The organism is Microbispora sp. H11081, from assembly GCF_012999535.1.
Lineage (GTDB): Bacteria > Actinomycetota > Actinomycetes > Streptosporangiales > Streptosporangiaceae > Microbispora.
Window position 1 is genome coordinate 448,909 of the sequence record NZ_JABBWV010000004.1, and the last position, 26,847, is coordinate 475,755.

The window sequence follows — 26,847 nt, forward strand, 5'->3', positions numbered from 1 at the left end:
CGGCCCTCGGCCGTCCGGAGCTTCGGGCGCGGGCATTAGTCTGATTTCAGTCGTACCTGCAGGAGGAGATCGCCATGTTCGGACTCGGCTGGGCAGAGGCCCTGGCGCTGGTGGTCATCGCCCTGCTCGTGTTCGGGCCGGAGAAGCTGCCCCAGGCCGCCTCGCAGGCGGGCCGTACGCTCCGGCAACTGCGGCAGATGGCCAACAACGCCAAGGAAGACCTTCAGGCCAACATGGGGCCCGAGTTCGCCAACTTCGACCCGGCGGACCTGAACCCCAAGAACTTCGTGCGCAAGCACCTGCTCGACGACGTGGAGAAGGACTGGAACGCCACCCCCGGAGTGGGGACGGAGACCGAGACCACCCCCACGCCGGAGCTGGGCGTGGGGGAGATCCCGCCGTACGACAACGAGGCGACCTGACCGGTCAGTGCTTGACCGGTGAGATGTCGAGCTTCAGGCCCTTGAGGCTGGTCGGCTTCTTGCCGAGGCCGGACGCGATCCGGATCAGCTCAGCCGCCGCCGGGGCGTCGGGGTCGGTGAGCACGAGCGGCTTGCCCTCGTCGCCGCCCTCACGCAGCCGCATGTCGATCGGCACCTGACCGAGCAGCGGCACCCGCGCGCCCAGCGTGCGGGTCAGCGCGTCGGCCACGGTCTGGCCGCCGCCCTCGCCGAACACCGAGATGCGCTCGTCGCAGTGCGGGCAGGGCAGCCACGCCATGTTCTCGATGACGCCGGCGATCTGCTGGTGGGTCTGGGCGGCGATCGACCCGGCGCGCTCGGCCACCTCGGCGGCGGCCTGCTGCGGGGTCGTCACGACGAGGAGCTCGGCCGTGGGCAGGCGCTGGGCGACGGAGATGGCGATGTCGCCGGTGCCCGGGGGCAGGTCCATCAGCAGGACGTCGAGGTCGCCCCAGTAGACGTCGGTGAGGAACTGGTAGAGCGCGCGGTCGAGCATCGGGCCGCGCCACACCACGGGAGTGTTGCCGTCGGGCTTGAACATGCCGACCGAGATGACCTTGATGTCATGCGCCACCGGCGGCATGATCATGTCTTGGACCTTGGTGGGCCGCTCGCTCACGCCGAGCATGCGCGGCACCGAGTGGCCGTAGATGTCGGCGTCCACGACGCCGACCTTCAGGCCCTGGGACGCCATCGCCGCGGCGAGGTTCACCGTGACGGACGACTTGCCGACGCCGCCCTTGCCGCTCGCGACCGCGAACACGCGGGTCAGCGAACCGGGCTTGGCGAAGGGGATCTCCTTCTCCGGCCCGCGGTCGCCGCGCAGCTTCGTCTGCAGCTCCTTGCGCTGGTCCTCACTCATGACGTCCAGGTCCACCTGAACGCGGGTGACGCCGTCGACCTTGGAGACCGCCTCGGTGACGTCGCGGGTGATCCTGTCCTTCAGCGGACACCCGGCGACGGTGAGCAACACACGGACGCGCACCACCCCGTCCGGGGAGACGTCCACGTCGTCGACCATGCCGAGGTCGGTGATCGGCCGGCGAATCTCGGGGTCGTTGACCGTCGCCAGCGCGGCCATGACCAGTTCAGGGGATGCTGCCATGAATCCATGCTATGGACTCAGCGCGGGTTCTCCGAACCCGCCCCGGGTGATCTGTTCCCTGCTTCGGCCAACTCCTCCCGCAGGCGCTGGAGCTCCGAGCGGATGTAGTCGCGCGTGGCCACCTCGCCGAGCGCCATGCGCAGGCCGGCGATCTCCCGGGTGAGGTACTCGATCTCGGCCTGGTCGCGCTCGGCCGCCATCCTGTCCTGCTCGTACTGGACGCGGTCGCGGTCGGCCTGCCGGTTCTGCGCGAGCAGGATCAGCGGCGCGGCGTACGACGCCTGGAGCGAGAGCATCAGGGTCAGGAAGATGAACGGGTAGGGGTCGAACGTGACCGGCATGAACACGTTCCACAGCAGCCACACCGTGACGAACACGGTCATGTAGACGATGAACCGCGCGGTGCCGAGGAAGCGTGCGAACCGTTCGGAGAACTCGCCGAACGCCTCGGGGTCGTAGTAGAGCCGCAGCCGCGGGGTCAGCTCACGCGGCTGGTCGAGGCGTTCTGTCATGTGCGATCGGTCATGGTCGTTCCCGCCAGTCCTCCGGGAGCATGTGGTCGAGCACGTCGTCGACGGTCACGGCGCCGAGCAGGCGGCCCAGCTCGTCCACGACGGGGATCGCGACCAGGTTGTACGTCGCGAGGTACTGCGCCACCTCGTGCACCGTGAGCTCGGGCCTGATCGGGTCCACGGTGATGTCTATCACGCTGCCGAGCAGCGTCGACGGCGGCTCTCGCAGCAGGCGCTGGAAGTGCGCCACCCCAAGGAAGCGCCCGGTCGGCGTCTCGCCGGGCGGGCGGGTGACGTACACCTGGGCGGCGATGGCGGGGGGCCGCTCCTGCTGGCGGATGTGGGCGAGGGCCTCGGCCACGGTCGACGTCGGCGGGAGGATGACCGGCTCGGTCGTCATCATGCCGCCGGCGGTGTACTCCCCGTAGGTGAGCAGCCGCCGGACCGGCGCGGCCTCCTCGGGCACCATGAGCCGCAGCAGCCCCTCGGCCTGCTCGGCGGGCAGCTCCTGCAGCAGGTCGGCGGCGTCGTCCGGGCTCATCTCCTCCAGCACGTCGGCGGCGCGCTCCCGGTTCAGCCTGCTCAGCACGAGCACCTGGTCGCGCTCGGGCAGCTCCTCCAGGACGTCGGCGAGCCGGTCGTCGTCCAGGGCGGCGGCGACCTCGGCCATCCGCTTGCCGGGCAGCTCGTGCAGCATGTTCGCCATGTCGGCGGGGCGCAGCGTCTCGAAGACGGCGAGCAGGTTGGCCGCTCCCTGGTCCTTCTGGATCCCCCCGAAGCCGCTGACCTCGTCCCAGTCCACGATCAGCGTCTCGCCCCTGCGCCGCGTGCCCCGGCGTACCGCGACCTTCGTGATGAGCCATTCGGACGGCCGCGGCTGCTCCATGGCCAGGTCCTGGACGGTCACGTGCTCGCCCTTGTAGTCGACGACGCGGTCGAGCATCTCCCCGATGGCGAGCGTCTCGGCGTCGCGGCACTCGAACCTGCGCAGGTTGAGCTTGCCGGTGAAGATGAGGGCGCGGGCCTCGATGCTGGTGATCCTGGTGATCGGCAGGAAGACCCGGCGGCGCGGCTGGACCTCGACGACGAACCCGTGGACCCGGGGGAGCAGCGGCCCCCGCAGCGAGACGACGACGTCCCGGATCCGGCCTATCTGGTCGCCGGCCGGGTCGAAGACCGCCAGCCCCGCCAGCCGGGCCACGAAGATCCGATCCACTCTGTCAGGGTACGCAAGGATGCGCGCCGTTCCTGGGTGTGACAGGATCAAAGCCATTTATTGGTCATTACATGGGCAGGTGAGGGATGAAGGCGGTCAGCCTGGCGATCGCGGGCGTCTCGGCCTTCTGTTTCGGGTTCTCCGGACCGATGGCGAAGATGATCGGTATGGCGGGGCTGGCGCCGCTCGAGGCCGTGTGGGTCCGCATGGCGGGAGCGGGCGGGCTCCTGCTGCTGGTCCTGGCCGTCGTCAGGCCGCGGGCGCTGCGCATCCCGCGCGGTCGCCTGCTGTTCTTCGCAGCGTACGCGGTGGTCGCCGTGGCCGCCGTGCAGGCCCTGTTCTTCGTGGCCATCACCCGACTGCCGGTCGGCGTCGCGCTGCTGGTGGAGTACACGTCCCCGGTGCTGGTGGTCCTGTGGGTGCGGTTCGTCCGCAGGGTACGGCTGCCGCGCGCCGCGTACGTGGGGGCGCTGATCGCGATCGTGGGCCTGGCGATCGTCGTGCAGGTCTGGGAAGGGCTGCGCCTGGACGCCATCGGGTTGCTGCTGGCCCTGGCCGCCGCCGCCTGCTGCGCCGGATATTTCCTGATGAGCGACTCGTTCGGCGACGACGTGGACACGCTCGGCCTGATCGGCTGGGGCATGCTCGGCTCGGCGGTGGTCCTGCTGCCCATCTCCCGGCCCTGGGCGGTCGACTGGGCGGCGTTCGCGGGCACCGTCGAGGTCTCCGGGCGCACGGTGCCGGTCGCCGTCGCCGCCGTCGTGCTCGTCGTGGTCGCGACCGTCATCGCGTACACGACGGGGGTCACCGCCGTACGCCGCCTGTCGGCGGCGGTCGGTGCGACGGTCGCGTCGGTCGAGGTGATCGCGGGGGCCGTGATCGCCTGGGTGCTGCTCGGCGAGCGCCTGGGGACCGCCCAGATCATCGGGGGCCTGATCGTGCTCGCCGGGGCGCTGCTGGCGCAGACCGCGACCGTGCGGAGGGGCGCGGAGCGTCACGTGGCCCAGGCGACGGAGACCGTACGGGTGTGAGGCTCAGGAGGCGCAGGCCAGGGGGGCTCAGGCCCGGGGGGTGAGCCGCACGACCGTGGACCGCTCGGCCCACCGGGCGGTCAGGCCCGCGGCGTCGCGCGCGTTCAGGCGCTCCCTGGCCAGCGCGGCCACGACCTCGGGGGCGGCCGCCTGGTCCACCACCTCGGCGACGGCGGGGAACCTGACGAGTTCCGCGCCGTTGTCCTTGCTGCGCAGCACGACCTCGACCTCGCCGCGCTCCGCCGCGATCGCGGTCAGGCCGGGCAGTGGCCGCTCCTCGCCGCCGGTCACCACGTGGAGCGCCCCGTCGTGCCACACGTGCCAGGTCAGCCGTGGCCCGGACGGCAGGCCGAGCCACAGCACGCCGGACTTCTTCGCGCCTTCTTCGATCACGGACAGGGTCATGAGGCCCAGCGTATTCACCACGCTACGGTTGGCCCATGCGCGCTCGACGTTCGTGCCTGGCGGTGCCGGGCAGCAACCCCCGTTTCCTGGAGAAGGCCCAGAGCCTCGCGGCGGACGAGGTCTTCCTCGACCTGGAGGACTCCGTCGCCCCCGGCGTGAAGGACGAGGCCCGCCGCAACGTCGTCGCCGCGCTCAAGGAGGGCGACTGGTCGGGCAGGACGGTCGTCGTCCGGGTCAACGACCTCACCACGCGCTGGACCTACCGCGACGTCATCGAGATCGTCGAAGGCGCGGGCGACCGGATCGACTGCGTCATGCTGCCGAAGGTCTCCGACGCCTCCCACGTGGTCTGGCTCGACACCCTGCTCGGCCAGATCGAGCGGGCCGTGGGCCTGCCCGAGGGCGGCATCGGCGTCGAGGCGCAGATCGAGGACGCCAGAGGGCTCGTCAACGTGGACGACATCGCCGCGTCCTCGCCCCGGCTGGAGACGCTGGTCTTCGGCCCGGCCGACTTCATGGCCTCGATCGGCATGCGGACGCTTGTCGTGGGCGAGCAGCCCCCCGGGTACGGCGAGGGGGACGCCTACCACTACATCCTCATGCGCATCCTGATGGCCGCCCGCGCCAACGGCCTCCAGGCGATCGACGGACCCTACCTGCAGATCCGCGACGTGGACGGCTTCCGCCGGGTGGCGATGCGGTCGGCCGCCCTGGGGTTCGACGGCAAGTGGGTGCTCCACCCTGCGCAGGTGGAGGCGGCCAACGAGGTGTTCTCGCCGTCCCAGGAGGACTACGACCACGCGGAGCTCATCCTCGACGCGTACGAGTACTTCACGACGGTCGAGAAGCGGGGCGCCGTCATGCTGGGGGACGAGATGATCGACGAGGCCTCGCGGAAGATGGCCCTGGTGGTGGCGGCGAAGGGCCGCGCCGCCGGCCTGCCCCGTTCGAGCTCCTTCACCCCGCCCAGCTGATCACGCGCGGTTCGCGAAGAATGGACATATGAACGAACCACAGCCGGGCCAGGATCCGGCCGCGAGGCCGCCCCAGCTGCCCGGTCCCTACCTGGCGCCCGGCCCGTACGCGGGCGGGACCGCCTGGCCGGCCGGTCCGCCGCAGCCGCTGCCCGGTGCGGTGTGGCCGTACGCGGGCCAGGCTCCCGGCCCCTACGGGTGGGGGCCGCCGCCGCGGGCCCGCTGGGACGCCCCGCCGCCGTCCGGCACCCGCTACGACCGCCTGGCGCGTACGCGGTGGCACCGCTGGTGGCGGCCGATCGCGGGCACGCTCGCGATCATCGTGGGCTTCCTGGCGCTCTCGATCGCCGCAGGCCTGGTCGCGTTCCTGGTCTCGCTGGTCACCGGGGTGCCCATGGTGCGGTCGGGCACCCGGCTGTTCGCCGATCCCGTCGTCGACCTCGGGTTCCAGCTGGGGGTCATCGCGCTGCTGCTGCCGCTGGTGCTCGGCGCGGCGTGGCTGTTCCAGCGGCGGCCGCCGGGGTCGCTGTCGTCGGTGGCCCTGCGGCTGCGGTGGCGCTGGCTGGGGGCGTGCCTGCTGGTCGCGCTGGTCGCCGTCCTGCTCGGCCAGGCCGTCGAGGTCGTGACGCTGCTGTCGGCGGGGGTGGACCCCGGGCTCCGCTGGGCGGGCTGGGACCGGTTCCTCCCCGCCATCATCGTGATCCTGCTGCTGGTGCCGTTCCAGTCGGCGGCGGAGGAGTACGCCTACCGAGGGTGGGTCATCCAGGGGTTCGGGGCGTACCTGCGCAATCCGTGGCCGGCGATCCTGGTGGGCGCGGCGGCCTTCGCCGCCTCGCACGGTTACACGGGCTGGGGCATCGTCTACGTCTTCGCGTTCGGGATCCTCATGGGATGGCTCGCGGTCCGCACGGGCGGGCTGGAGGCGCCGATCGCCCTGCATGCGACCAACAACATCCTGGCGTTCGGAGTCGTCGCCGCGTCCGGGGACATGGGCAGCGCGATGGAACAGGGCGAGGTGCCCTGGGAGTCGCTGATCGGATCAGCCGTGCAGTTCGCGGTTTTCGGCGTCGGAGTGCTGATAATCGCCCGAAAGCGGGCAATTCAGACCCTCTCCCGATAAATCTCACTAGAGAGGTATGGCCCCAGCGCTCATCCCGTGTTGCGCTGGATCCGTGATGGGGTATCACTGTGATCGCTTTGCCGTACCACAGGTGGAACGGTCCGGATCGACCTCTCCGGGGAGGAGGTGCCGAGCGTGACCTCGGGCCCCCACGAGCGCGACCACAGGCACGCCGCGGACGACCAGGGATCGCCGGGCGCACGGGAGTCGCGACGCGCTGCGGCCACCCCCTCCACGCCCCCGCCGGAGTTGCACCACCGGCCGCCCGGCCCGTCCCCTTGGGCGCTGCCTCCGTTCGCCGCTCCCGTGCCTGAGGACGTGCCCGACGACGCGGCCGACCCGGACTTATCCGGCGGCGACCCTGACTTACCCGGCGGCCGGCCTGGCGTGAGCCGGGATCGGCCGGAAGATCCCCCCGCCGCGCCGGGGACATGGGCGCCGCGCCCCGGCCCCGACGCGCCGCGCGAGCGCGGGCCACGGACCGGCCGCAGGCCGTACGCGGCGCCGTACGGCGGCGGGGAGCCGCGCCACGGCCGCTCCGAGGAGCGGCGTGAGTCCCGCGACGCGGGCGCGACCGGCCCGCCCGGTCCCGAGGGTTCCTCCGCGCCCCGGCACGGCGAGGGTGCCGGGGCGACGGAGGAGCCGGCCTCCGGCGGGGAGGGCCGCGGCCGCCGCATCGTGAACCGGCCGGACAAGCTGGTCGCCTCAGGCCCGCCACGACCGCGGCGCGCGCAGATCCCGCGAGAGAACCCCGACGGGCCGGACGCCCCGGAGATCGACACCCCGCCGTCCGGGCCGCTGCGCGAGGGGGACCCGGATGCTCCCGGGGAGCACGTGTGGACGCACGAGCCGCCCGCGCCCGCCTCCCGCCGCCCCGGCATCCGCATCAGCCCCGAGATCCCGGTCGAGCCCGAGCACCACGGCCCCGGCCTGCCGGTCCAGCCAGTCGAGCCGGTCCAGCAGGGTCAGCCGGTCGAGCGGATCGGGAGTCCCCCCGGGGGCCGTCCGGCGCGTCCCGACGTGCTGGTGGCCGCGGGCCCGCAGCGGGCGGGCGGCGGGCGCCGCCACCGGCGGGTGCTGCGCGTGCGGCGGTTCCCGCCGCGCCCGTCACGGCTGTTCGCTCCCGCCGTGATCGCCGTGGTCCTCGTCGCGGCCGCCGTGCTGGGCGTGGCCGTCGTCAGGTGGGCAGGCGGTCCCTCCAGTGCGGGGCTCCGCCTCGCCGCGGGCGACGGCCAGTCGGGCGACGCCGCGTTCGCCGCGCCAGGGCTGCCCGGCAACGGCTCAAGCCAGGTGCTCAACGCGTTCGCGGCGGCGGGCGCGACGGTGGTGGCGGCGGGCAGCGACACGACGAGCCCGCTCACCCGGCCGCTGTTCCTCGTGTCCGCAGACGGCGGCGCGCACTGGGAGGCGGGCAGGGTCGCCGACGCCCCGGGGTACGAGTCCGCGCCGGGGGCGGTCGGCAGGGTCGCGGGCGGCGAAGGCCGCTGGCTCGCCGTCGGGACCGACGCGCCCGGCTCGGCGGGCCCGGCCGCGCGCGGCATGTGGGTCTCCTCCGACGGCCGGTCCTGGACGGCGGTGGACCCGGCACGCCTGACCGCGTTCTGGAGCCAGGACAGGATCACCGACGTGGCGCGGACCGCGACCGGGTTCCTGGCCGTGGGCGCCACAACCCTGCGGGACGGCACGGCGGGCCCGGTCGCCTGGGTGTCGCCCGACGGCGTCGGCTGGACGAGGGTGGACACCGACCAGATCGGCACCCCGGACAAGATCCGCGCGATGCGGGCGGTGGCCGCCAGGGGCGACCGGGTCGTGGCGCTCGCCGATCCCAGTTCCGGTAATCAGGGGTCGGGCGACTCCGTCTCGGTCGTCCTGCGCTCCGACGACGGCGGGCGCACCTGGCTGCGTACGGCCGCCGCCCTCGCTGACGTACGGCCGGAGCCGGGCGCGCTGGCCGTCACCGCGAAGGGCTTCGTGCTCGTGCCCACCCGGCAGAAGTCCGAAGGCGGCGAGGTGCGGGTCTACTGCTCGCCCGAGGGCGCCGACTGGACCCAGTGCGGCACGATCGGGCCGCTCGGCGCGGAGGGGACCGGCGTACGGGGCCTGGCCGCGTCGGCGGCGGGGATCGCGGCGGTCGCCGAGTCGGCCTGGGAGCGGTACGCCGTCTACACCAGCCGCGACGGCCGCGAGTGGACCAGGAGCGCCGACCTCGGCGCCATCCCCGGCACCCTGCGCGGGCTGGCCGTCACCGACGCGGGGACGCTCGTGGCGGGCGGAGACAAGCGCGGGCCGGGCGACGTGGAGAACCTTCCGGTGCTGATCACCGCGAAGAAGGGCCAGGCGGCGCGCGGCGTGCCGCTCAAAGAGATCGCCGGGCTCAACCGGCTCGCCAGGGACACCGCGGACCTCGCCGCCGCCGGCGGCGTGTTCGTCGCCGTGGGCTCGGCCAACGGCGACGCCGCGATCTGGACGAGCGGCAACAACGGCGCCAACTGGAAGGACGTGACGTTCCCCGACCTGCTGGGCGGACCGGGACGCCAGGCGCTCAGCGGCGTCGCGCACGGTCCCAAGGGATGGCTCGCCGTCGGCAGCGCGACGACCGACCCGGCGGTGACCCGCCCGCTGGTCGTCACCTCGGCCGACGGGAGAACCTGGCGGCCGGGTCCGGCGATCGAGGTGCCCGCGGGCCACTTCCTGCTCGCGCCCGGCGTGGTTGCGGCGGGCCAGAAGGGCTACGTCCTCGCGGGGGAGGACCGCTCCGCCACGGGAACGCTGCCCGCCCTGTGGTTCAGCCCCGACCTCAAGCGCTTCACCCGCTCCGCGCCGGGCAGCATGCCGGCGGGCGGGGCCGGCGTGCGCCTGCACGACGTCACGGCGACGCCCAGGGGGTTCATGGCCGTCGGCGGATCGGGCACCGCGGACCGCGAGACGGGAGTGGTCTGGGTCTCCTCCGACGGCGTCAACTGGAACGCCAGGGGCCGGGTCCTGCCGCCGGACGCCACCTCGGCGGGGCTGCGCCACGTGGTCGCGACCGAAAAGGGCGTGGTGGTCGTGGGCACCGCGATGACCGACAAGGGCCCCCGCCCCTTCTCCGCGCTGTCCACCGACGACGGCGCCGAGTGGGAGTACGGCAGGCTGCCCGCCGAGGCCGCCGCCTCGGTCCTCGACGTGACCGCGACCGGATGGGGACTCGTCGCCGTCGGGTCGCACCGGTCGTCCGCGCAGGGCGGCGAGACCGACAGCGCGGCCTGGGTCTCCGCGGACGGGGTGAACTGGTCGCGCCGGGCGCTCACCCAGGACGGCCTCGGCGGTGAGGGGTCGCAGTGGCTCGGAGCGGTGGCGGTGTCCGGAGACCGGGTGGTGGCCGTCGGCAGGTCGGCCGGCCACGCCGACGACCATCTGACGATCTGGCGCAGCACGGTCACGGAGCGCTGATCCCCGGGAGGGTGCCGGAACCGGTCCCGGGGATGAGCCCCCACTCGGCGAGGGTGTCGGCGAGGCCGTCGGTCAGCGGGAGCCGCGCCAGGTCGGCCGGCGCGCACCAGCGGGCGTCCGCGGCGTCGTCCCCGGCGACCGGCACGCCCGAGGCCGTCGCCACGTAGTCGTGGATCTCGTAGGTGGCTCCGCCGGGGGCGGGCCACAGCACGGTCCCCGCGAGCCGTACGACGGTGACGTCGAGGCCGGTCTCCTCGCGCAACTCGCGGCGCAGCGCCTGCTCGTCGGTCTCGCCGGGCTCGACCCTGCCGCCGGGCAGGGACCACAGCCCCTCGCCGGGAGGGCGGCCCCGCCGTACGAGCAGGAGACGTCCCTCGGGGTCGGCGACCACGGCGCCCACACATCTGATGAACCGCACATCACCAAGATTACGACTAGATAACGGGCAGACTCTTGACGAATGGACATCACGGACGCACCGTGAATATTTGTGAGAACCGCGCCAACCTGTCCGCGGTGCTTCGGGCCGCTGCATGAACCGAATGTCTGGTCGAGTTCCTGGCGCTGCGCCGCCCATGGGGACGTCCTGCCCTTCCAGCCGCCCAGGCGGCCCTCCACGGCCGCGCTGGAGGCGCTCTGCGAGACGGCCAGGGTGCCCGTATGGCTCCCGTGGCCGCTCCCCGCTGGGTGGCTGGTGACGGGCTTCGCCGAGGTGGGTGACGAGCGCACCGGAGTCAGGGCGAGCGTCGTCGCCCTCTCCGGCCCGTCGGTCACCCACGGCCCCGCCGACATGCTGCTCATCGCGGAGGAGCCCGGCATCGGTCTCGGCGCCGCGTACGCCGGGCTGCCCGGCCCCGACCCGGGGGCGGGATTCGACGCCGGGCCGCCGCACGCCAAGATCGACGCGCGCGGCCACCCCACGGCGCTGTGGTGCGCGGGGCGGGCCGTGCCCGGCGACCGGGCCGTCTACGTGGGCGAGGCGCTCGGCAACTGGCTGTGGACCGTCGCCTGGCCGGTCGAGGCCGGCTGCTTCATCGCGCTGGCCAACCTGTCACTGCGCGATCTCCGCGACCAGGATCAGGTGCTCGACCTGCCCTTCGGCGCCTTCTCGCCGCGTCTGGACGGGGAAGGATAGTAAGGTTCAGAATCGTGACAGCGCGTATCGAACGAGTGGTGACCTCGGGCCTCGTGGACTACGAAGGCGACGAGCACAAGGTCGAGAACAACACCTGGATCGTGGGTGACGACGACGAGGTGATCGTGATCGACCCGGCGCGGGACGCCGAGAAGATCCTGGAGCAGGTCGGTGACCGCGAGATCCTCGCCGTCATCTGCACCCACGGCCTGCCCGACCACGTGGGTGCCGCGATCGAGGTGGCGGCCAGGGACGAGGCCGTGATCGCCGTGCACGTCAAGGACAAGCGCCTGTGGCGGCAGACCTGGGAGGAGACCTGGCCCGACATCGACATGGAGGACGAGGGACTGTTCTCCGTTGCCGACGTCGAGCTGGAGGTGCTCTCCACGCCGGGGATCACGCCGGGTGGCGTCTCGCTCTACTGCGAGGGCCTCGGCGCGGTCTTCTCCGGCAAGACCCTGCTCATGGACGGCCCCGGCAAGCTCGGCGGGGAGTATCCCGCGCTCGCCGACCAGCTCACCTCGATCGGCGAGCGTCTGTTCACGCTTCCGCACGAGACCAGGGTGCTGCCCGCCCACGGCGAGGAGGGCAGGATCGGCGACCTGGAGCCCGAGTTCGACCGCTGGCTGTCGGGGTCGCTGACGGGAGCCCAGGAGGCCGACCCGACGCCGCCGCTCGTGGACGGCACCGGGGCGTCCGGCATCAAGCTGAACCTCGACGAGTAGAGGGCCGTGGAGCAGCTCGGCCTCGACGGCATGCCGACGAGGCGGCTCTACACCTGCACGCCGTCGCGCCTCAACACCTGGCTCGACTGCCGGCGCCGCTACCGCTTCACCTATCTCGACCGGCCCGCTCCGCAGAAGGGGCCCCCATGGGCGCACAACAGCGTGGGGGCCTCGGTGCACAACGCGCTGGCCGCGTGGTGGCGGGAGCCGTACGACCGGCGTACGCCGGTCATGGCGGCCGTGCTGCTCACCAACGGCTGGATCCGCGAGGGCTTCAGGGACGAGGAGCAGTCGGCCACGTGGCGTGACCGCGCCCGCGCGATGGTGTCCTCGTACGTCGCCACGCTCGACCCCGGCGAGGAGCCGGTGGGCGTCGAGCGCACCGTCGCCACGCGTACGTCCGTGATCGCCATCTCAGGCCGGGTGGACCGGCTCGACAGGCGCGGGGACGAACTGGTCGTGGTCGACTACAAGACCGGCCGCCGCCCGCCGACCTCCGACGACGCCCGCACCTCGGTCGCGCTGGCCGTCTACGCGATCGCCTCGTCCCGCATGATGCGCCGGGCGTGCCGCCGGGTGGAGTTACACCACCTGCCCACCGGGACGGTCGCGGAGTGGGAGCACACAGACGAGTCGCTCGCCCGCCATCTGGGCAGGGCCGAGGACATCGCGACGGAGGCGGCGGACGCCGACGACGCCTACCGCGAGTGGGCCGGGCGGGAGAGGAAAGGCGTGCCGGCCCCGAGGCGGGAGGACGGCGCGGGGGCGGCCGCGGTGCCGCCCGAGATCGACCGGCTGTTCCCGCCGGAGCCGGGCCCCATCTGCTCCTGGTGCGACTTCCGCCGCCACTGCCCGGAGGGCCGGGCCGTGTCCCCCGACAAACTCCCTTGGGACGGCCTCCCCGCGTGATCTTGTAGTTTGTCGCACGTACCCCCGCTGAGCTGGCCTTATGGCCTCCGTGATCTTGCACGTCGTGCGCGCTCACCGATGCTGACCTGCGCCGATCGACTTCGTGATCTTGCAATTCCAAGATCACGAATCGCGTTTGGTGAGGTCGGGCTGCGAGTCGGCGAAAAACTGCAAGATCACGAACGGTCGATGCGCAGGTGAGACGTGCCGGGTGCGACAAACTACAAGATCACGGTGGGGGTGGGGGTGAGGGGGTGGGGTGGCGGCGGGGGTCGACCAGTGCTCTGAGGCCCTTGCCCACGTCGTATCCGGCGGCACCCAGGCGCTCACGTGAGGCCCGCAGCATGGTCCTGGTGCGCTCGTCCAGCACCTGCTGGTGGAGGAAGTCCGGGATCGTGTTCATGGTCAGCCGGAAGGCCCGCAGCGCCGCCGTGACCATGATCTGCGGCACCTCGGGCAGCACGCCGTACATCCGGCGCGCCCAGTCGGGCAGCGTGTAGTAGCACAGCGCCCCGAACGGGAAGTAGACCGGCTTGGCCGGGGATAGGAAGCGCATGTCGTCCGGCAGGCGCGGCCAGAGCAGGAACCGCACGGCGGCGGCCGACTCCGGAATGACCCGGAGGACCGGCCGCATCCGCGCGAAGTAGTCGTCCATCTCGCTGACCGAGCCGGGCACGTCGTCGGCGTCGAGCCCGACGTACGTGGCGCTGCGCCGCTGCTCGGCGAGGTACCGGTCGGCCTGCTCCGCGGTGATCCCGGCCCCCGCGCGGCGGACGACGTCCAGGTAGGACATGACCTCCGCGCAGTGCACCCACAGCAGCAGTTCTGGGTCGTCCACGCGGTGGGTCCGGCCCGTGTCGGGATCGTGGATGCGTAGCGCCCGGTGGATCGCGCGCACCCGCCTGCCGATCCTCTCGGCCTCCTCAGGGCTGCCGTACGTCACGCGGCCCACGAAGTCCGCCGTACGGCGGAGCCGCCCGAAGGGGTCCTCCCGGAAGTTGGAGTTCTGCCACACGCCCCGCATCGCCAGCGGATGCAGGGCCTGCAGCATGAGGCCGCGCACGCCGCCGACCCACATGGTCCTGTCGACGTGGACCAGCCACGTCGCGGACTCCGGGGGCTGGGCGGTCAGGCCGGCGCCGGGCATGACGACCGGCTCAGCCGTGCTGGTGCTGGAGCAGCCGGCTTTCCGCCGCGTTCCAGAAGCGGGTCAGGGCCGCCGCGGTGGTCTCGGGGGCCTCGACGGCCGGCGAGTGGAGCGCCCCGGGCACCACGACGCACTCCGCGTGGAGCCTGCGGGCCATCTCGGCCTGCAGCAGCGGCGGCCAGCCGTCGTCGTGCTCGCCGTACAGGACCAGGAGGTCGAGCCCGCACCCGGCCAGTTCCTCGCAGCGGTCGCGGGCGCCCAGGACCTCCTCCGCCATGGCCGCGAGGCCGGTGGGGTGGTTGGCGAGCAGCCGCTTGCGCAGGAACGCGACGATCTCGTCGGGTACGCCGGCCGCCAGCGCCTCCGGCTCCAGCCGGTTCGACCACATGTAGTCCAGGCCGTACTCCGGGAGCTCGGCCAGCAGGACCCGGCCCATCCGCTCCCGGGGGCCGACGATGCCCGCGGGGCCTGAGCTCATGAGCGTGAGCGAGGCGAGCTTGGCGTCACCGTTCAGCGCCGCCTCCCTGGCGACGAGCCCGCCGAAGGAGTGTCCCAGGAGGTGGACGGGTTCACCCTGGCCGACGACCGCGGCGATGGCGTCGATGTCCGTGCCGAGGGCCCCGCAGGTGTAGGCCGCGGGGTCGTCCGAGCCCTGCGTCTCGTACTGCCCGCGCATGTCGACCGCGATCACCCGGCGGCCGGCCTGTGCGAGCGTCTGCAGCACGGCGATGAAGTCCTCCTTCGACCCCGTGAAACCGGGGACGAGAAGGGCGGGCCAGCGCTCGGGGACACCGCTGACGGGAAGCGCCTCCAGGGCCGCGAACGAGCCCAGCGGCGTGTCGATCTGCTCGCTGCTGACACCCGGTGGAAGGGTCAGGAACCGTGGCGTGCTCACGAGGCCTCCTCCACCTCACCCCGGATCCCGGGAACCGATGCGCCGGACCGGCCCCACGTCCTGGACCGTCTGCTGAAGGCTCGCTCACTCACGTGGCATCACGATACCCAGGAAAGATCCCGACGACACTGCCGAAGCGACTACGCCGGTTTCTGATGGTCATAGCGCATGCCTCCTGTCCACGTCATACCCACTGCGGGCGAACCGGCCCCAACACGAAGGGGCAGGGCGAGCGCCGGCCGTCCGGCACTCTCCCTGCCCCTGCTTCCTGCTCATCGACGAGCGGGCCTGTGGCGGCCCCTCACCCCGTACGGCGAGGTCGTGGCCGGGGCGGGCGGCGCCGCTGCTGGGCTCGCTCGCTCGCGGCGGACGGCGCGGGGTCGTCGTCCGCGGTCGCGAGGTCGGGCGACCTGAACACGATCGAGAACGGGCTGGCGGGGATGATCCGCTCCGGTTCCGGCCGCTCGGCGGGCTCCGCCGCGACGACCTCGATCTCCGGCTCGGCCTCCCCGGCCGGCTCCTCGATCGGGAGTTCCTGCCTGGTGTCGGCGGCGCGGGCCCTGCGGCGGCGCGCGGGGCGCTCCTCCGCCGGCTCCTCGGCCGGCCTGGCGGCCACGGTGTCAGCCACAGCGTCGGCCACGCTCTCAGGCGCGGTGCCGGTCGCAGTGCCGGTGGCAGGGTCGGCCGCGGCGTCGCGGGCCCTGCGGCGCGTGGTCCTGCGCGTGGACGCCGCCTTCCGCTCCTGCCCGTCGCCGGCGGGCGCGGTCTCCCCGGTCACGGGTGCTCCGGCCTGCTCTTCCGCGCGGTCCCCCAGGGACCCCGTCGCCGCGACGTCGGCCAGCGCGCCGCTCAGGGCCGCGGTGTTCGCGCCCCTGCGTCCACGGCGGCCCAACGCGGCCTCGGCGGGCGCCACCTCCACGGGAGCCTCCACGGAAGCCTCTACGGGCGCCTCGGAGGCGATTCCCGCGGACGGCTCCGCGAGAGCCTCCACCGGAGCCGGCGCCGCGGTCTCGCCCTCAGGGGCCGTGTCGGCGTCCTGGAGGCGGCCGCTGCGGGTACGCCGCCGCTCGCGGGTGCGGGCGGGGCGCTCACGGCGCTCCTCCCGGTCACGGCGCTCTTCCCGCTCGCCGCGAGCCGGCTTGCCGCGGGACCGGCTCCGGCCCGTCTCGCCCAGGTCCTCGATCTCCTCGGCCTCCAGGCCCGCCCGGGACCGCTGGGCGCGCGGCAGCACGCCCCTGGTCCCCTCGGGGATGTCGAGCTCGGCGTACAGGTGCGGGGAGCTGGAGTAGGTCTCGACGGGCTCGGCGAAGTCGAGCGAGAGCGCGTTGTTGATGACCTTCCAGCGGGTCAGCTCGGTCCACTCGACGAAGGTCACCGCTACGCCGGTGCGCCCCGCCCGGCCCGTACGGCCGATCCGGTGGACGTAGGTCTTCTCGTCCTGCGGGCAGTCGTAGTTGACGACGTGGGTGACGTCGTCGATGTCGATGCCGCGCGCCGCGACGTCGGTCGCGACCAGCACGTTGATCTTGCCGTTGCGGAACGCCCGCAGCGCCTGCTCGCGCTGGCTCTGGCCGAGGTCGCCGTGGACGGCGGCCACCGCGAAGCCCTTGTCCTTGAGCTGCTCGGCGACCATGTCGCAGGCCCGCTTGGTCTCGCAGAACACCATCGTGAGCCCGGTGCCCTTGCTCTGCAGCAGACGGGCCACGATCTCGATCTTGTCCATGCGGTGCGTGCGGTACACGTGCTGCGTGGTCAGCGTGGTCGTCTCGGCGTCGGCCGTGCCGCTCTCCGCCCTGACCCGGATCGGCTGGGTCAGATAGCGACGAGACAGGTTGACGATCTCGCCGGGCATGGTCGCGGAGAACAGCATCGTCTGCCGGCTCTCGGGCACCAGCTTGATGATCCGCTCGATGTCCGGCAGGAAGCCGAGGTCGAGCATGCGGTCGGCCTCGTCCAGCACGAGCATGGTGATCTGGCCGAGGTCGAGGTGCTTCTGCTTGACCAGGTCGAGCAGCCGCCCTGGCGTGCCGACGATCACGTCGACGCCGTTCTTGAGCGCCTCGATCTGCGGCTCGTACGCACGCCCGCCGTACACGGTGAGAATGCGCGACCCCAGCTTGCCCGCGGCGAGGACCAGGTCCTCGGTCACCTGGAGAGCCAGCTCGCGGGTCGGTACGAGGACCAGACCGCGTGGCTTCTTGCGGTTCTTCCTCGGCTTGCCGACGAGCTGCAGCATGGCGACGCCGAAGGCATAGGTCTTGCCCGTGCCCGTGCGCGCCTGTCCGATGACGTCCTGGCCGGCCAGCGCCAGCGGGAGCGCCATCTCCTGAATCGGGAATGGTGAAGTGATGCCCTCGGTCTCGAGAGCATCGGCGATCTCCGGGATGACTCCCAGGTCTCGAAACGTCGTTGTCAGCGTGGCCTGCCTCAATCAATGCGAAGGCGGCCCTTCCGGGACAGCCGGCCGGCAGATCTTTCCCGGTCCGGGTCCTCGCGGACAGTCGCGCCCTCGTCGTGATCAGCGACCGCGGCATCCAGTGGTTCCTGGGGGTCCGGGGGTGGCCCCGGATCGACACAGTGAGTGGCACAGTGCGGTCGCACTTCCACGAACCAGTCTACTCGATACCACAACACGGAACCGATTTCTGCGTCTTCTCGCTAAAAGCTCTTGCTGTGCCGCCGGGCCGGGAGCCGCCGGAAGGAGGCGCTCCGGAGCCGTACGCTGCACCCATGAGTGATTCCTCTCCCGGGATTGTGGACCTGCTCGGTGTCCTCGCGTACGCCGAGCTCACCGCCTTCCTCCGGCTGGCCGAGGACGCCGCGCTGCTGGCTCCCACGCTGAACGACAGGGCCGCCCTCGGGGACGTGGCCGCCACCGAGTACGGGCACTTCCGGGTGCTGCGCGACCGGCTGGCCTCGCTCGGCGTCGATCCGCAGGAGGCGATGGCCCCCTTCGTGGAGGCGATCGACGCCTGGCACGCCCAGACCAGGCCGAATGACTGGCACGAGGCGCTGATCAAGGCGTACGTCGGTGTGGGGATCGCGGGGGACTTCTACCGGGAGGCGGCGCGTCACACCGCTCCTTCGATCAGGGCCCTGGTGGACGAGGTGCTGACCGACGAGAGCCGTGGGGAGTTCGCGGTGGAGCGGGTGCGGGCCGCGCTGGACGCCGACCCGCGGCTGTGCGGCCGCCTGGCGCTGTGGGCGCGCCGGATGGTCGGCGAGGCGCTGAGCCAGGGGCAGCGGCTCGCCGCGGCCAGGCCGCAGCTGGCCGCCCTGCTGGTGGGCGAGAACGGGGAGGATCTGGCGGAGGTCGGGCGGATGTTCGCCAGGCTGACCGAGGAACACGGCAAGCGGATGGCGGCCCTCGGGCTGACGCCCGGCCCGTAGTATTCACGGGTTCCGCGTACGTCGAGGACCGGCGTCCTGGGCGCGGCCGGGCCGGACTACCTGGTGAGACTTCCGGCGCGGCCGGATCGGGAGGTGCGGGAGGCGGCCTTCCCGCGGCGGCCGGTGCGGCGTTCTTGGGTCGCGCACGTGCCAAACGGATGTACGGTGCGAGCATGAGGGCCTCGCGCCGCTACGGCAGTTCCTTGACAAGATGTGGGCCGAACCCCTGGACTCCGCGTGCGGTGTTGCGGAGAGGAAGCGCGGGCTGTCCGACGATCAGCGGGAGACGAGATCCCCATCAGGCGGATCTGACGCGCCGTCCCCGCGGATGCGGTTACGGACGCACCTGAGACGGCGGCGGTTCCCAGGCGGCTGATCGGTGGAGCCCACATCGGAGCACACGGTCAGCCGCCGGGACGGCGCGCGTTGATGGGCGCGCGCCGCCCGCCGGCCGGTGCGGAGTCACCCGGGACCGCGGTGGGGGACTGTCGCGGTGGGTCAGAGGGTCTCGCGCGGTGGGTTGGCGCGGAGGGTTAGAGGGTCCCGCCGAAGCCCACGGGGCGCGTCTCGTCCTCGCCGATCTCGACGAACCCGAGCGATGCCACGGGGACGACCACCCGGCGGCCCTTGGTGTCGGTGAGCGAGAAGACGCCCTTCTCCGAGGCGAGCGCCTTGCGGAGCTCCTCCTCGATCTCCTCGGCCGACGCGTTGGTCTCCACCACTAGCTCACGGTGCACCGACTGCACGCCGATCTTTATTTCCATGGGGCTCCCCTTTCACGAGGGCTGGTCCCTACCCATCGTCGTCCCCTCAGGAAGCGGCGCGCCGTGTGATCGCGTGAAGCGAACAGGATTCCGGTCAGCCGGTGCGCGGGAAACCGCTGATGCCACGCCAGGCGAGGCGCGCCATCAGCTGGGTCGCCGCCTCCTTGGGAATCGAGCCGTGACTGCTCAGCCAGTAGCGCGCGCTCACCTCGGCCATGCCCACCAGGCCGACGCCGAGCAGGTGCGCCTCGTCGCTGGAACAGCCCGTGTCCTCCTGGATGACCTGGCTGATCGCCTCGGCGCTCTCGTGCAGCGAACGCTCCATGCGCTGCCGTACGGGCGCGACGTTGCGCAGGTCGGATTCGAAGACGAGCCGGAACGCCTCGCCCTGGCTGGAGACGAAGTCGAAGAAGGCGCCGATGGCGGCCTGCACCCGCTGCTTGTTGTCACTGGTCGACTCGAGCGCCTGCCGGATCCGGGTCACCATGTCGTCGACGTGCAGGTCCAGCAGCGCCAGGTACAGCTCCAGCTTGCCCGGGAAGTGCTGGTAGAGCACCGGCTTGCTCACCCCGGCCCGCTCGGCGATCTCGTCCATCGCCGCCGCGTGGTAACCGTTCTCCACGAACACTTCCTGCGCCGCGCTCAGCAACTGACGGCGGCGCGCCATCCGGGGCAGGCGGGTGCCCCGGGGCTTGGCGTCCGGGGTAGCGGTCACGGCAGTCTCCTTGGCAGATGCGCATCGGGGGCTCCCGCCCCCGGGGCCTCATCCTACGCGTCGGTAACTCGGGTCAACGATAGTCGTCGTCGTCCAGGTCGACCGTGCGCTCCTGTTCAGCCACGTCGGCCGGGTCGGCGTCGAACGGGACGTGCTCGGGCCAGCGCCTGTCTTCTGGGACCGTGACGAGCTGGTGCTGCTCGACCGCGTCGGCCTCCGGCGCCTCGATCGAGATCTCCTCGACCATCTCGTCGAGGGGGTCCATCTCGGACATCCGCGTGTCCTTCCGTTCGTGGTCGGCTGCGACAGGTCCAACACTAAGGCCAGGGCGGCGGCGGCGGGGCTAAGCGGTGAGGGGCAGAAACAGGTCGCCGTGTTCCGCCACCCGGTCGAGCACGTCGGGAGCGGTGAACACCAACTGGTCCGGGCTGTCGCACGCCTCGACCTCCTCCCACAGCAGGGGAGTTGACGCGGTCGGCCGCCGGGCGGCGCGCAGCGAGTAGGGCGCGATGGTCGTCTTGGCCGGGTTGTTCTGGCTCCAGTCGATGAAGACCTTGCCCGGCCGTTCCTTCTTCGCCATCACGCTGGTCACGAACGGGTGCTCCGCCTGCATCCGCCGGGCAAGCGCCTTGGCGTAGTCGGACGTGCCCGGCCCCCGGTCCCAGGGGACGTAGAGCTGCATGCCCTTCTGCCCGCTGGTCTTGGGACGGCAGTCCAAGCCGTCGTCCGCCAGGGCCTCCCGCAGCAGGACGGCGACGCGGCAGCAGTCGACGATGGTGGCCGGTGCGCCGGGGTCGAGGTCGAAGACCAGGGTGTCGGGCGGCTGCGGCTCGCCGTCCTTGGCCACCCGCCACATCGGCACGTGGATCTCCAGGGCGGCCAGGTTGGCGTAGTAGACCAGGGCCGGCAGGTCCTCCACGACCGCGAAGTCGATCTCCTCGCGGTTCTTGGTGCTGCCCGGCGCGGGCAGGGTCACCGTACGGATCCAGTCGGGCGTGTGCTCCGGGGCGTTCTTCTCGAAGAAGAACTGGCCCTCGACGCCGTTCGGATAACGCTTGACCGTGAGCGGGCGTCCCTTCAGGTGCGGCAGCAGGACCGGCGCGATCCGGGTGTAGTAGTCGATCACTTCGGCCTTGGTGAACGCAGCGCCGGGATAGAGGACCTTGTCCAGGTTGGTCAGGGTAAGCAGGCGGCCCTCGGTCTTCACCCGCACCTTCTCGGTCATCCCTGCTCCTCCCGCCGCACGTCCGCGGGCACCCTGTCCACGCGCACGCCCCGCCACACAGGGTTGCGCAGCCGCCCGTCCCGCGTCCACATCGTGAACGCCACCTCGCCCACCACCTCGGGCCTGACCCACCGGGCGTTCCTGGAGATCTCCCTCGGCAGCCCGTCCGAGAAGGGGCTCTGCCCGATCTCGAGCGGCTCAATCAGCCGGAGCAGGTCGCCGAGCATCGCGTCGGTGAACCCGGTGCCCACGTGGCCGGCGAACAGGAATCGGCCCGGGGAGCCTCCGGCGTACACGCCGAGCAGGAGCGAGCCGACGCCGCCCGCGCGGCGGCCCTTGCCGGGCCGCCAGCCGCCGACGACGACCTCGGCGGTGAGCAGGTTCTTGACCTTGATCCACCATTCCGTCCTGCGCCCCGGGCGGTACGGCGAGTCGAGGCGCTTGGCGACCACGCCTTCGAGCCCCTGCCGCCTGGTGGCCTCCAGCACCGCGGGCTCGCAGGGGAAGTGGGGCGGCGCGCCCACGCCGAGCGAGTCGAGCAGGGCCCGCCGGTCCCGGTACGGCACGTCGAGCAGCGTGTGCCCGTCGAGGTGGAGCAGGTCGAAGGGCAGGTAGGAGACCGGCAGCCGGCCGAGCAGGTGGGCGCCGGCGGGATCGGTGATGTGCATGCGCTTCTGCAGCCGGGCGAAGCTGGGCCGGCCGTCGAGGTCGAAGGCCACCACCTCGCCGTCGACGACCGCCCTGCGGCCGGCCAGCGGCGCGAGGGCGGCGGAGATCTCCGGATACCGGGAGGTGAAGTCGGCGCCGTGCCGTCCGGTGACCCGCACGCCGCCGTCGACGTACGCGAGCGCGCGGATGCCGTCCCACTTCACCTCCAGCGCGTACGCCTCGGCGTCGAGAGGGATTTCTCCTGGAATGGCAAGCATCGGCTCGATCGGATACGGCACCGCCATAGTGGGTACCTGCCCATCGGGTGACTCCCTTGAATCCACCATAGCGTTGTTCGAACACAGAGACGAGAATGTGGCTATGCGCAGCATCTGGAAAGGCGCGATCTCGTTCGGTCTTGTCACCATCCCGGTGAAGCTCTACTCGGCGACCGAGCAGAAGGACGTGGCGTTCCACCAGGTGCACAGGGAGGACGGCGGGCGGATCAAGTACAAGCGGGTCTGCTCGGTCGACGGCGAAGAGGTGCCGTACTCCGACATCGCCAAGGGATACGAACTCGCCACCGGCGAGATGGTCGTGCTGACCGACGAGGACTTCTCCGACCTGCCGCTGACCACCTCGCGCAGGATCGACGTGCTGCAGTTCACCCCCGCGGAGCAGATCGACCCCATTTACTTCGCCAAGTCGTACTACCTGGAGCCGGACGGGCAGGGCGCCAAGCCGTACGTGCTGCTGCGGGACGCGCTGGAGCGCTCGGGACAGGTGGCGGTCGTGAAGATCGCCCTGCGGCAGCGCGAGTCGCTGGCCGCGCTCCGCGTGCGTGACGGCGTCTTCGTGCTGGAGACCATGCTCTGGCCGGACGAGATCCGCGAGGCCGACTTCGGGTTCCTGGAGGAGGACGTCGACGTACGTCCCCAGGAGCTGAAGATGGCCGAGTCCCTGATCGAGACCATGGTGGCGGACTTCGACCCCACCGAGTACAAGGACGCCTACCGCGAGGCGCTGCAGGAGGTCATCGAGGCCAAGGTGGCGGGCAGGGAACTGGTCGCGCCCGAGGTGCCCACGGAGGCCGGTCCCGCCGTCGACCTGATGGCCGCGCTGCGGGCCAGCGTGGAAGCGGCCAAGCGGGAGCGCCAGGGCGTCACCGCGGCCAAGCCGGCCGGTGGAGCCGCCAAGACGAAGGCCGCCGCCTCCGGCACGAAGTCCGCCGACGCAGGCGCCGCAGGCAGGAAGGCCGGATCGAACGGAGCCGGCGAGGAGGAGAAGGCGCCCAAGAAGCGGAAGACGCGCCGCTCGGCCTGACACGTCAGGTCTGTGCTTTCCTCACGTCGATGCTGAGGAGCCCCGGCGGGTCGTCCCGCCGGGGCTTTCTTCACGGTACGGAAGCGGGTGATTCGTAAAGGGCCGCAGGCTCGCGGCCGCCCGGTCACCGCCGTCCGGTCATCACGGAGATGGCGGAGGCGTGATCAGGGCGAGCCCCGGCGGCCCCGTACGAGTGGGTGTCACCCGTCAGCGTCAGTCGTCGTCGTCGCCGTCGATCTCGATGACGGCGTCACCGGATGCGAAGGCCACGTTCTTCCGGTGGACCTTCTTCTCCTTCTTGAACTTGAAGACGCGGAAATCGTTGCGGTTCTCCAGCTTGTTGCGGTTCTTGTTGCAGTTGCGAGCGCGCCTGCAGCCGTCCGGGCCGTGCCACCAGGAGCTGGACATCGTGGTGGTGGTCGGGGTGGAGGCGTGGGCGGTGGTGGCGGTCAGCGCGAGAGCGCCGCCGGTCATCGCCGCGCTGATCGCGAGGCCGGTGATGACGTTCCGGAATTTGGGCATAGAGGCCCTCCTCAAAGGATGGATTGCCCGTGGTTCCGACATCCCCACTACTGCCGGGAATGTCCGATGATGGCCGATATGTCCGGTCATCGCCGTGATGTCTAGATTGCCGAGAGGGCCGAGAACCAAACGCGGCGGTGAGGAGTTTGATCTCTCGTTACGGCTTGATACGGCCGGATAGGCGACTGCTGACTGAATCAGCGGCCGGCCTCCGATTCGCCGGTTGCGGGACGGGGTAGACGGCGGAGCCGCGTTTCCCCGTGACGGCCTTCCCCAACCCTCCGCCGAGGCTGTTTCCCCGGCGGTCTCGCGGCTCCGGCAGCGTGGCCGTGCCCGTACGCGGCGGTCCGTCCCGGCCGTACGGGTTTCGTCGTGTGCGGCGGCGGATCGGGGGGTCCGCGATTCACGGAAAAAAGTCAGGGCTCCGGCGGACATATCCGCCGGAGCCCGTGTCTCATGTCCGGAACGATGAATCAGCGATTCCGGAGATGCGTTTTCGATGAACCGTCCGCCCGCACTCCGCGTCCCCCTGTCCGGCGGACGGAGGCGTGAGAGCGGATCAGCGCTCCTGGTCCTCCGTCACCGGCACAAGGGATTGGCGGTGCGGGTCGGGCACTCACTAGCGCAGGTTGTTGTGGAACCGGTTGTTGTTGAGCTGGTCGCGGACGTTCCACCAGTGGTTGTTGTTCAGCCAGTGGTTGTTGAACCAGTTGTTGTCGCGGTTCGTCTTGTCCTGGAAGCCGAGGGCCACGTCCTTGGCGACGACGCCGAAGGCGGAGTGGTCGTCACGGGCGTCCTTGTAGAGGCCCTGGTTCCAGAAGCCCTGCTGGTTCCACCAGGAGTTGTCGCCCCGGTTGTTGGCGAGGTTGTTCAGGTTGCCGTTGTTGCCACCCTCGTTGAGGCCGTTGCCGAGGCCACCGGCCCCGCAGCCGCCGCTGCCGCAGTTGTTACCCGGGCCGAAGCCGAAGTTGTTGAACGGCACGGTCTGGTTGAAGAAGGCGGGGGTGCCGTTGTTGCCCTGGGCGATACCGCCGGTGCCACCCCGGTTGCCGTTGGCGACGCCGTCGTCGTTGCCGGAGTTGAAGCCGGGGAAGAACCCGAAGTTGCCGAGACCTGTGTTGTCCTGGGCGATGCCGCCGGTGCCCCCGCGATTGCCGTCGGCGACGCCGTTGTTGTCACGACCCAGGTCGGCGCTGGCGGCGGTGGCCCCCAGAGCGATGGCACCGCCGATAACCGCGGTGCTGAGCGCGAGGCCTGCGATGATCTTGTTCAGCATGGGCATTATGTATCCTCCTTGGCAGGATTCGATTTCGATTGCCCTTATAGTCGGGGACATTTCTCGCCTTTCACGATGCGGGAAATGCCTTTATGGCCCCTATTGGGCCCTGCTCCCTACGCTAGCTGTGATTTCCTCTCGGCCTGCGTGACAAACGAGTATCTGACGCCTTTGATCAATGATTAGCTACTTATAAGCTTGATTCGATGGATAATGCGCCTTTTGTGTGAAAGGTACGATTTGCCCCCCCGGCGGGAGTCGTGGTGAGAAGGCGGCGAGCGGGAGGGGTGGCCGGCGGAACTCGTGCGGATGGGTGGAGTCGCCGGTAGCTGACACCCGACCGGTTTCGAGCCGTCGTCCCGCGCGCGGGACGACGGGCGCAGCGGGTGGGGCAGCAGGCTGAGGCAGCGGAGTGGGGCTGCGGGTGGAGCAGCGGGGTGGGCGTCCGGTCGGACTGGCGCCGCGAGGGCGGCCGGGCTCTGCCGGAGGGGCGACTTCGCCGGGTTCGCCGGCTCTGTTCGCGGGGGGTGGCGCTGCCCCTGCTCACTGCCTGTGTGCGCCGGCTCTGTTCTCCGGCTCTGTTCTCCGGCCGGAGTGGTGCTTCGCGGTGGGGGAGTGCACCGCAGGTCCGGCGGTGACCTCGGTGGCGCTTGGACGCTCCGACCGGGTGCGCCCGGGCGGGGTGCGTCCGGGCGGGGTGCGTCCGGGGTGCGTCCGGGGTGGGGGAGGTCGCGCGGACCGGACGACGGAGCGCGGGGGAAGGGGCGGGGAAGGTAGGTGTGCCACCGGGGTGCGGTCGCCGCGGATTCGGCGACGGTGGGGCGGACGGTGGGGCGGACGGTGGGGCGTCGGTGCGGCGTATGGGACAGGGCCCCGGCGGAAGTTTCCCGCCGGGGCCCTTAATTGGTGCGTTTGAGGTTGAGTCGGCCGCTTCCCGGTGGCGAATCGCTCAGGGAGCATTCGCCCTGCCGGAGAAGCGTCTCTGCATTCAACGACGCCGCTCTGGCGGACGGGGCGCAGAACCTTGGCGGGTTATCGCCCGGGTCCTACCCCTCACCGCGGAGATGTGGCGCGGTCACTCGCAGGGCCTGTTGACGGCACCCTCTTAGCGCAGGTTGTTGTTGAACCAGTTGTTGTGCAGCTGGTCACGGTTGTTGAACAGGTTGTTGTGCTGCCACCAGTTGTTGTTGAACCAGTTGTTGTCGCGGTTCGTCTTGTCCTGGAAGCCGAGGGCGACGTCCTTGGCGACGAGGCCGAACCCGGACGTGTCGTTCAGGCGGTCCGCGAACAGGCCCTGGTTCCAGAAGCCCTGCTGGTTCCACAGGTTGTTGTTGTTCCAGTTGTTCTGCTCGTGGTTCTGGATCGGCGTCCGGTTGTTGTTGTTGTTGTTCGGCACCTGGTTGACGAACACAGGGAAGTTACGCTCGAACGGAATGAAGTTGTCCTGGGCGATGCCGCCGGTGCCTCCGCGGTTGCCGTTTGCGACGCCGTCGCGACCGCCGTTGTCGCACCCGCCCGAGCACGACGCGTTCGCAGCCACGGCCCCCATGGCCAGCGCGCCGCCGATGACGGCGGTGCTGAGAGCGAACTGTGCGACGATCTTCTTGAACTTGGGCATTGCGTGTCCCCCTTGACAGGATTTCGATTGCCCTGATTCTTGAGGCGATTCCGGGCCTCGCGGCCCTTTGGAATTGCCCGATGGCCCCCGTTTGGAGCTTGGTTCCTGCGATTACGTTCATTTCCTGGGCGGCTGGGTGACAAACGGTTCTCCCGGCCTTTTAATCAATACTTAGACCTATATGACGGCTATTAAAGCCATTAGGGTCAATATGTCGCGAAATGTCTGAATCGGGAAGCGTCGTGCCGCAACCTCAAGGCGTGGGAAGCGGAAGCGGAGCCGATGAGAGCCGTCGTAGC

At 71.1% G+C, this 26,847-nt stretch carries 26 protein-coding genes; 10 read left to right on the forward strand and 16 right to left on the reverse strand.

All coding sequences use genetic code 11. From position 1 onward, the window contains the following. Positions 1-74 precede the first annotated feature (74 nt). Entirely contained in the window at positions 75-422 is a 348-nt protein-coding gene (locus HHX31_RS14405) for a sec-independent translocase (protein ID WP_169948750.1), read from the forward strand. A 4-nt stretch (positions 423-426) separates the two neighbouring features. Here HHX31_RS14405 and HHX31_RS14410 read toward each other — a convergent pair whose 3' ends face one another. Genes HHX31_RS14410 through HHX31_RS14420 form a run of 3 tightly spaced genes read right to left on the reverse strand, consistent with a single transcriptional unit; the run spans position 427 to position 3,294 of the window. Continuing rightward, positions 427-1,566, reverse strand: a complete 1,140-nt coding sequence (locus tag HHX31_RS14410; RefSeq protein ID WP_169948751.1) for an Mrp/NBP35 family ATP-binding protein — start codon at positions 1,564-1,566, stop codon at positions 427-429. A gap of 17 nt (positions 1,567-1,583) precedes the next feature. After that, a complete protein-coding gene (locus HHX31_RS14415; protein ID WP_169948752.1) occupies positions 1,584-2,078 on the reverse strand; it encodes a DUF1003 domain-containing protein in 495 nt (164 codons plus the stop codon). 10 nt (positions 2,079-2,088) lie between these two features. After that, on the reverse strand, positions 2,089-3,294 hold the full coding sequence (locus HHX31_RS14420) for a magnesium transporter MgtE N-terminal domain-containing protein (RefSeq protein WP_311931784.1): 1,206 nt from the start codon (positions 3,292-3,294) through the stop codon (positions 2,089-2,091). Between the two features lie 86 nt (positions 3,295-3,380). Between HHX31_RS14420 and HHX31_RS14425 the strand changes: the two genes are divergently transcribed. Next, positions 3,381-4,325 (forward strand): DMT family transporter, encoded by a 945-nt coding sequence (locus tag HHX31_RS14425; protein ID WP_169948754.1) that lies wholly within the window; start codon positions 3,381-3,383, stop codon positions 4,323-4,325. Positions 4,326-4,352: 27 nt separating this feature from the next. Here HHX31_RS14425 and HHX31_RS14430 read toward each other — a convergent pair whose 3' ends face one another. Beyond that, a complete protein-coding gene (locus HHX31_RS14430; RefSeq protein WP_249345958.1) occupies positions 4,353-4,730 on the reverse strand; it encodes a hypothetical protein in 378 nt (125 codons plus the stop codon). Positions 4,731-4,765: 35 nt separating this feature from the next. Between HHX31_RS14430 and HHX31_RS14435 the strand changes: the two genes are divergently transcribed. From HHX31_RS14435 to HHX31_RS14445, 3 genes are all read left to right on the forward strand, one after another. Continuing rightward, positions 4,766-5,704, forward strand: coding sequence for a CoA ester lyase (locus HHX31_RS14435; RefSeq protein ID WP_169948755.1), 939 nt, complete (start codon positions 4,766-4,768; stop codon positions 5,702-5,704). A gap of 28 nt (positions 5,705-5,732) precedes the next feature. Further along, complete coding sequence (locus HHX31_RS14440; RefSeq protein WP_169948756.1) at positions 5,733-6,824, forward strand: CPBP family intramembrane glutamic endopeptidase; 1,092 nt, start codon at positions 5,733-5,735, stop codon at positions 6,822-6,824. A 135-nt stretch (positions 6,825-6,959) separates the two neighbouring features. Continuing rightward, positions 6,960-10,256: a hypothetical protein gene (locus HHX31_RS14445; protein ID WP_169948757.1), complete on the forward strand. Its 3,297-nt coding sequence runs from the start codon at positions 6,960-6,962 to the stop codon at positions 10,254-10,256. On the opposite strand, the gene HHX31_RS14450 is transcribed toward HHX31_RS14445, so the two are convergent. Further along, positions 10,243-10,674, reverse strand: coding sequence for an NUDIX domain-containing protein (locus HHX31_RS14450; RefSeq protein ID WP_311931785.1), 432 nt, complete (start codon positions 10,672-10,674; stop codon positions 10,243-10,245). The genes HHX31_RS14445 and HHX31_RS14450 overlap by 14 nt on opposite strands. A gap of 72 nt (positions 10,675-10,746) precedes the next feature. On the opposite strand from HHX31_RS14450, the gene HHX31_RS14455 reads away from it, so the two are divergent. The 3 genes from HHX31_RS14455 to HHX31_RS14465 are packed head-to-tail and all read left to right on the forward strand — an operon-like array spanning position 10,747 to position 13,025. Continuing rightward, on the forward strand, positions 10,747-11,391 hold the full coding sequence (locus tag HHX31_RS14455; protein ID WP_169948759.1) for a DUF6758 family protein: 645 nt from the start codon (positions 10,747-10,749) through the stop codon (positions 11,389-11,391). Positions 11,392-11,405: 14 nt separating this feature from the next. Further along, positions 11,406-12,116, forward strand: coding sequence for an MBL fold metallo-hydrolase (locus tag HHX31_RS14460; RefSeq protein WP_169948760.1), 711 nt, complete (start codon positions 11,406-11,408; stop codon positions 12,114-12,116). A gap of 6 nt (positions 12,117-12,122) precedes the next feature. Further along, a complete protein-coding gene (locus HHX31_RS14465) occupies positions 12,123-13,025 on the forward strand; it encodes a PD-(D/E)XK nuclease family protein (protein WP_169948761.1) in 903 nt (300 codons plus the stop codon). Positions 13,026-13,254: 229 nt separating this feature from the next. Here the strand turns inward: HHX31_RS14465 and HHX31_RS14470 are convergent, their stop codons facing one another. The 3 genes from HHX31_RS14470 to HHX31_RS14480 all read right to left on the reverse strand — a co-directional run bounded on the left by HHX31_RS14470 (position 13,255) and on the right by HHX31_RS14480 (position 17,390). Further along, positions 13,255-14,172 (reverse strand): oxygenase MpaB family protein, encoded by a 918-nt coding sequence (locus tag HHX31_RS14470; RefSeq protein WP_169948762.1) that lies wholly within the window; start codon positions 14,170-14,172, stop codon positions 13,255-13,257. A 10-nt stretch (positions 14,173-14,182) separates the two neighbouring features. Then, positions 14,183-15,067 (reverse strand): alpha/beta fold hydrolase, encoded by an 885-nt coding sequence (locus HHX31_RS14475; protein WP_169948763.1) that lies wholly within the window; start codon positions 15,065-15,067, stop codon positions 14,183-14,185. Between the two features lie 301 nt (positions 15,068-15,368). Continuing rightward, positions 15,369-17,390, reverse strand: coding sequence for a DEAD/DEAH box helicase (locus HHX31_RS14480; protein WP_211589669.1), 2,022 nt, complete (start codon positions 17,388-17,390; stop codon positions 15,369-15,371). Positions 17,391-17,797: 407 nt separating this feature from the next. Between HHX31_RS14480 and HHX31_RS14485 the strand changes: the two genes are divergently transcribed. Next, complete coding sequence (locus tag HHX31_RS14485) at positions 17,798-18,457, forward strand: ferritin-like fold-containing protein (RefSeq protein ID WP_169948765.1); 660 nt, start codon at positions 17,798-17,800, stop codon at positions 18,455-18,457. Between the two features lie 533 nt (positions 18,458-18,990). Here the strand turns inward: HHX31_RS14485 and HHX31_RS14490 are convergent. The 5 genes from HHX31_RS14490 to ligD (HHX31_RS14510) form a co-directional block, all read right to left on the reverse strand. Then, positions 18,991-19,221 carry a DUF3107 domain-containing protein gene (locus tag HHX31_RS14490; RefSeq protein WP_169948766.1) on the reverse strand — a complete coding sequence of 77 codons (231 nt, stop codon included), beginning with the start codon at positions 19,219-19,221 and terminating at the stop codon, positions 18,991-18,993. Between the two features lie 94 nt (positions 19,222-19,315). After that, positions 19,316-19,936, reverse strand: coding sequence for a TetR/AcrR family transcriptional regulator (locus HHX31_RS14495; protein WP_169948767.1), 621 nt, complete (start codon positions 19,934-19,936; stop codon positions 19,316-19,318). Between the two features lie 73 nt (positions 19,937-20,009). Next, on the reverse strand, positions 20,010-20,210 hold the full coding sequence (locus HHX31_RS14500) for a hypothetical protein (protein WP_169948768.1): 201 nt from the start codon (positions 20,208-20,210) through the stop codon (positions 20,010-20,012). A 69-nt stretch (positions 20,211-20,279) separates the two neighbouring features. Continuing rightward, positions 20,280-21,161, reverse strand: coding sequence for a non-homologous end-joining DNA ligase (ligD, locus tag HHX31_RS14505; RefSeq protein WP_169948769.1), 882 nt, complete (start codon positions 21,159-21,161; stop codon positions 20,280-20,282). Then, entirely contained in the window at positions 21,158-22,114 is a 957-nt protein-coding gene (gene ligD, locus HHX31_RS14510; protein WP_169948770.1) for a non-homologous end-joining DNA ligase, read from the reverse strand. Before ligD (HHX31_RS14510) ends, ligD (HHX31_RS14505) begins: the two co-directional genes overlap by 4 nt. 76 nt (positions 22,115-22,190) lie before the next feature. On the opposite strand from ligD (HHX31_RS14510), the gene HHX31_RS14515 reads away from it, so the two are divergent. Next, positions 22,191-23,132, forward strand: coding sequence for a Ku protein (locus tag HHX31_RS14515; RefSeq protein ID WP_169948771.1), 942 nt, complete (start codon positions 22,191-22,193; stop codon positions 23,130-23,132). A 213-nt stretch (positions 23,133-23,345) separates the two neighbouring features. Here the strand turns inward: HHX31_RS14515 and HHX31_RS14520 are convergent, their stop codons facing one another. The 3 genes from HHX31_RS14520 to HHX31_RS14530 form a co-directional block, all read right to left on the reverse strand. Continuing rightward, positions 23,346-23,654, reverse strand: coding sequence for a hypothetical protein (locus HHX31_RS14520; protein ID WP_169948772.1), 309 nt, complete (start codon positions 23,652-23,654; stop codon positions 23,346-23,348). A gap of 619 nt (positions 23,655-24,273) precedes the next feature. After that, positions 24,274-24,936 carry a hypothetical protein gene (locus tag HHX31_RS14525; protein WP_169948773.1) on the reverse strand — a complete coding sequence of 221 codons (663 nt, stop codon included), beginning with the start codon at positions 24,934-24,936 and terminating at the stop codon, positions 24,274-24,276. Between the two features lie 1,099 nt (positions 24,937-26,035). After that, complete coding sequence (locus HHX31_RS14530; protein ID WP_169948774.1) at positions 26,036-26,548, reverse strand: hypothetical protein; 513 nt, start codon at positions 26,546-26,548, stop codon at positions 26,036-26,038. Positions 26,549-26,847 lie beyond the last annotated feature (299 nt).

What these genes read in the sequence shown, in the direction of transcription:
- HHX31_RS14405 (WP_169948750.1), top strand. Translation starts at nt 75, where the DNA reads ATGTTCGGACTCGGCTGGGCAGAGGCCCTGGCGCTGGTGGTCATCGCC.
- HHX31_RS14480 (WP_211589669.1), bottom strand. Translation starts at nt 17,390, where the DNA reads ATGGCGCTCCCGCTGGCGCTGGCCGGCCAGGACGTCATCGGACAGGCG.
- HHX31_RS14410 (WP_169948751.1), bottom strand. Translation starts at nt 1,566, where the DNA reads ATGGCAGCATCCCCTGAACTGGTCATGGCCGCGCTGGCGACGGTCAAC.
- HHX31_RS14425 (WP_169948754.1), top strand. Translation starts at nt 3,381, where the DNA reads ATGAAGGCGGTCAGCCTGGCGATCGCGGGCGTCTCGGCCTTCTGTTTC.
- HHX31_RS14525 (WP_169948773.1), bottom strand. Translation starts at nt 24,936, where the DNA reads ATGCCCATGCTGAACAAGATCATCGCAGGCCTCGCGCTCAGCACCGCG.
- HHX31_RS14440 (WP_169948756.1), top strand. Translation starts at nt 5,733, where the DNA reads ATGAACGAACCACAGCCGGGCCAGGATCCGGCCGCGAGGCCGCCCCAG.
- HHX31_RS14530 (WP_169948774.1), bottom strand. Translation starts at nt 26,548, where the DNA reads ATGCCCAAGTTCAAGAAGATCGTCGCACAGTTCGCTCTCAGCACCGCC.
- HHX31_RS14415 (WP_169948752.1), bottom strand. Translation starts at nt 2,078, where the DNA reads ATGACAGAACGCCTCGACCAGCCGCGTGAGCTGACCCCGCGGCTGCGG.
- HHX31_RS14490 (WP_169948766.1), bottom strand. Translation starts at nt 19,221, where the DNA reads ATGGAAATAAAGATCGGCGTGCAGTCGGTGCACCGTGAGCTAGTGGTG.
- HHX31_RS14520 (WP_169948772.1), bottom strand. Translation starts at nt 23,654, where the DNA reads ATGCCCAAATTCCGGAACGTCATCACCGGCCTCGCGATCAGCGCGGCG.
- HHX31_RS14435 (WP_169948755.1), top strand. Translation starts at nt 4,766, where the DNA reads ATGCGCGCTCGACGTTCGTGCCTGGCGGTGCCGGGCAGCAACCCCCGT.
- HHX31_RS14470 (WP_169948762.1), bottom strand. Translation starts at nt 14,172, where the DNA reads ATGCCCGGCGCCGGCCTGACCGCCCAGCCCCCGGAGTCCGCGACGTGG.
- HHX31_RS14430 (WP_249345958.1), bottom strand. Translation starts at nt 4,730, where the DNA reads ATGACCCTGTCCGTGATCGAAGAAGGCGCGAAGAAGTCCGGCGTGCTG.
- ligD (WP_169948769.1), bottom strand. Translation starts at nt 21,161, where the DNA reads ATGACCGAGAAGGTGCGGGTGAAGACCGAGGGCCGCCTGCTTACCCTG.
- ligD (WP_169948770.1), bottom strand. Translation starts at nt 22,114, where the DNA reads ATGGCGGTGCCGTATCCGATCGAGCCGATGCTTGCCATTCCAGGAGAA.
- HHX31_RS14515 (WP_169948771.1), top strand. Translation starts at nt 22,191, where the DNA reads ATGCGCAGCATCTGGAAAGGCGCGATCTCGTTCGGTCTTGTCACCATC.
- HHX31_RS14500 (WP_169948768.1), bottom strand. Translation starts at nt 20,210, where the DNA reads ATGTCCGAGATGGACCCCCTCGACGAGATGGTCGAGGAGATCTCGATC.
- HHX31_RS14485 (WP_169948765.1), top strand. Translation starts at nt 17,798, where the DNA reads ATGAGTGATTCCTCTCCCGGGATTGTGGACCTGCTCGGTGTCCTCGCG.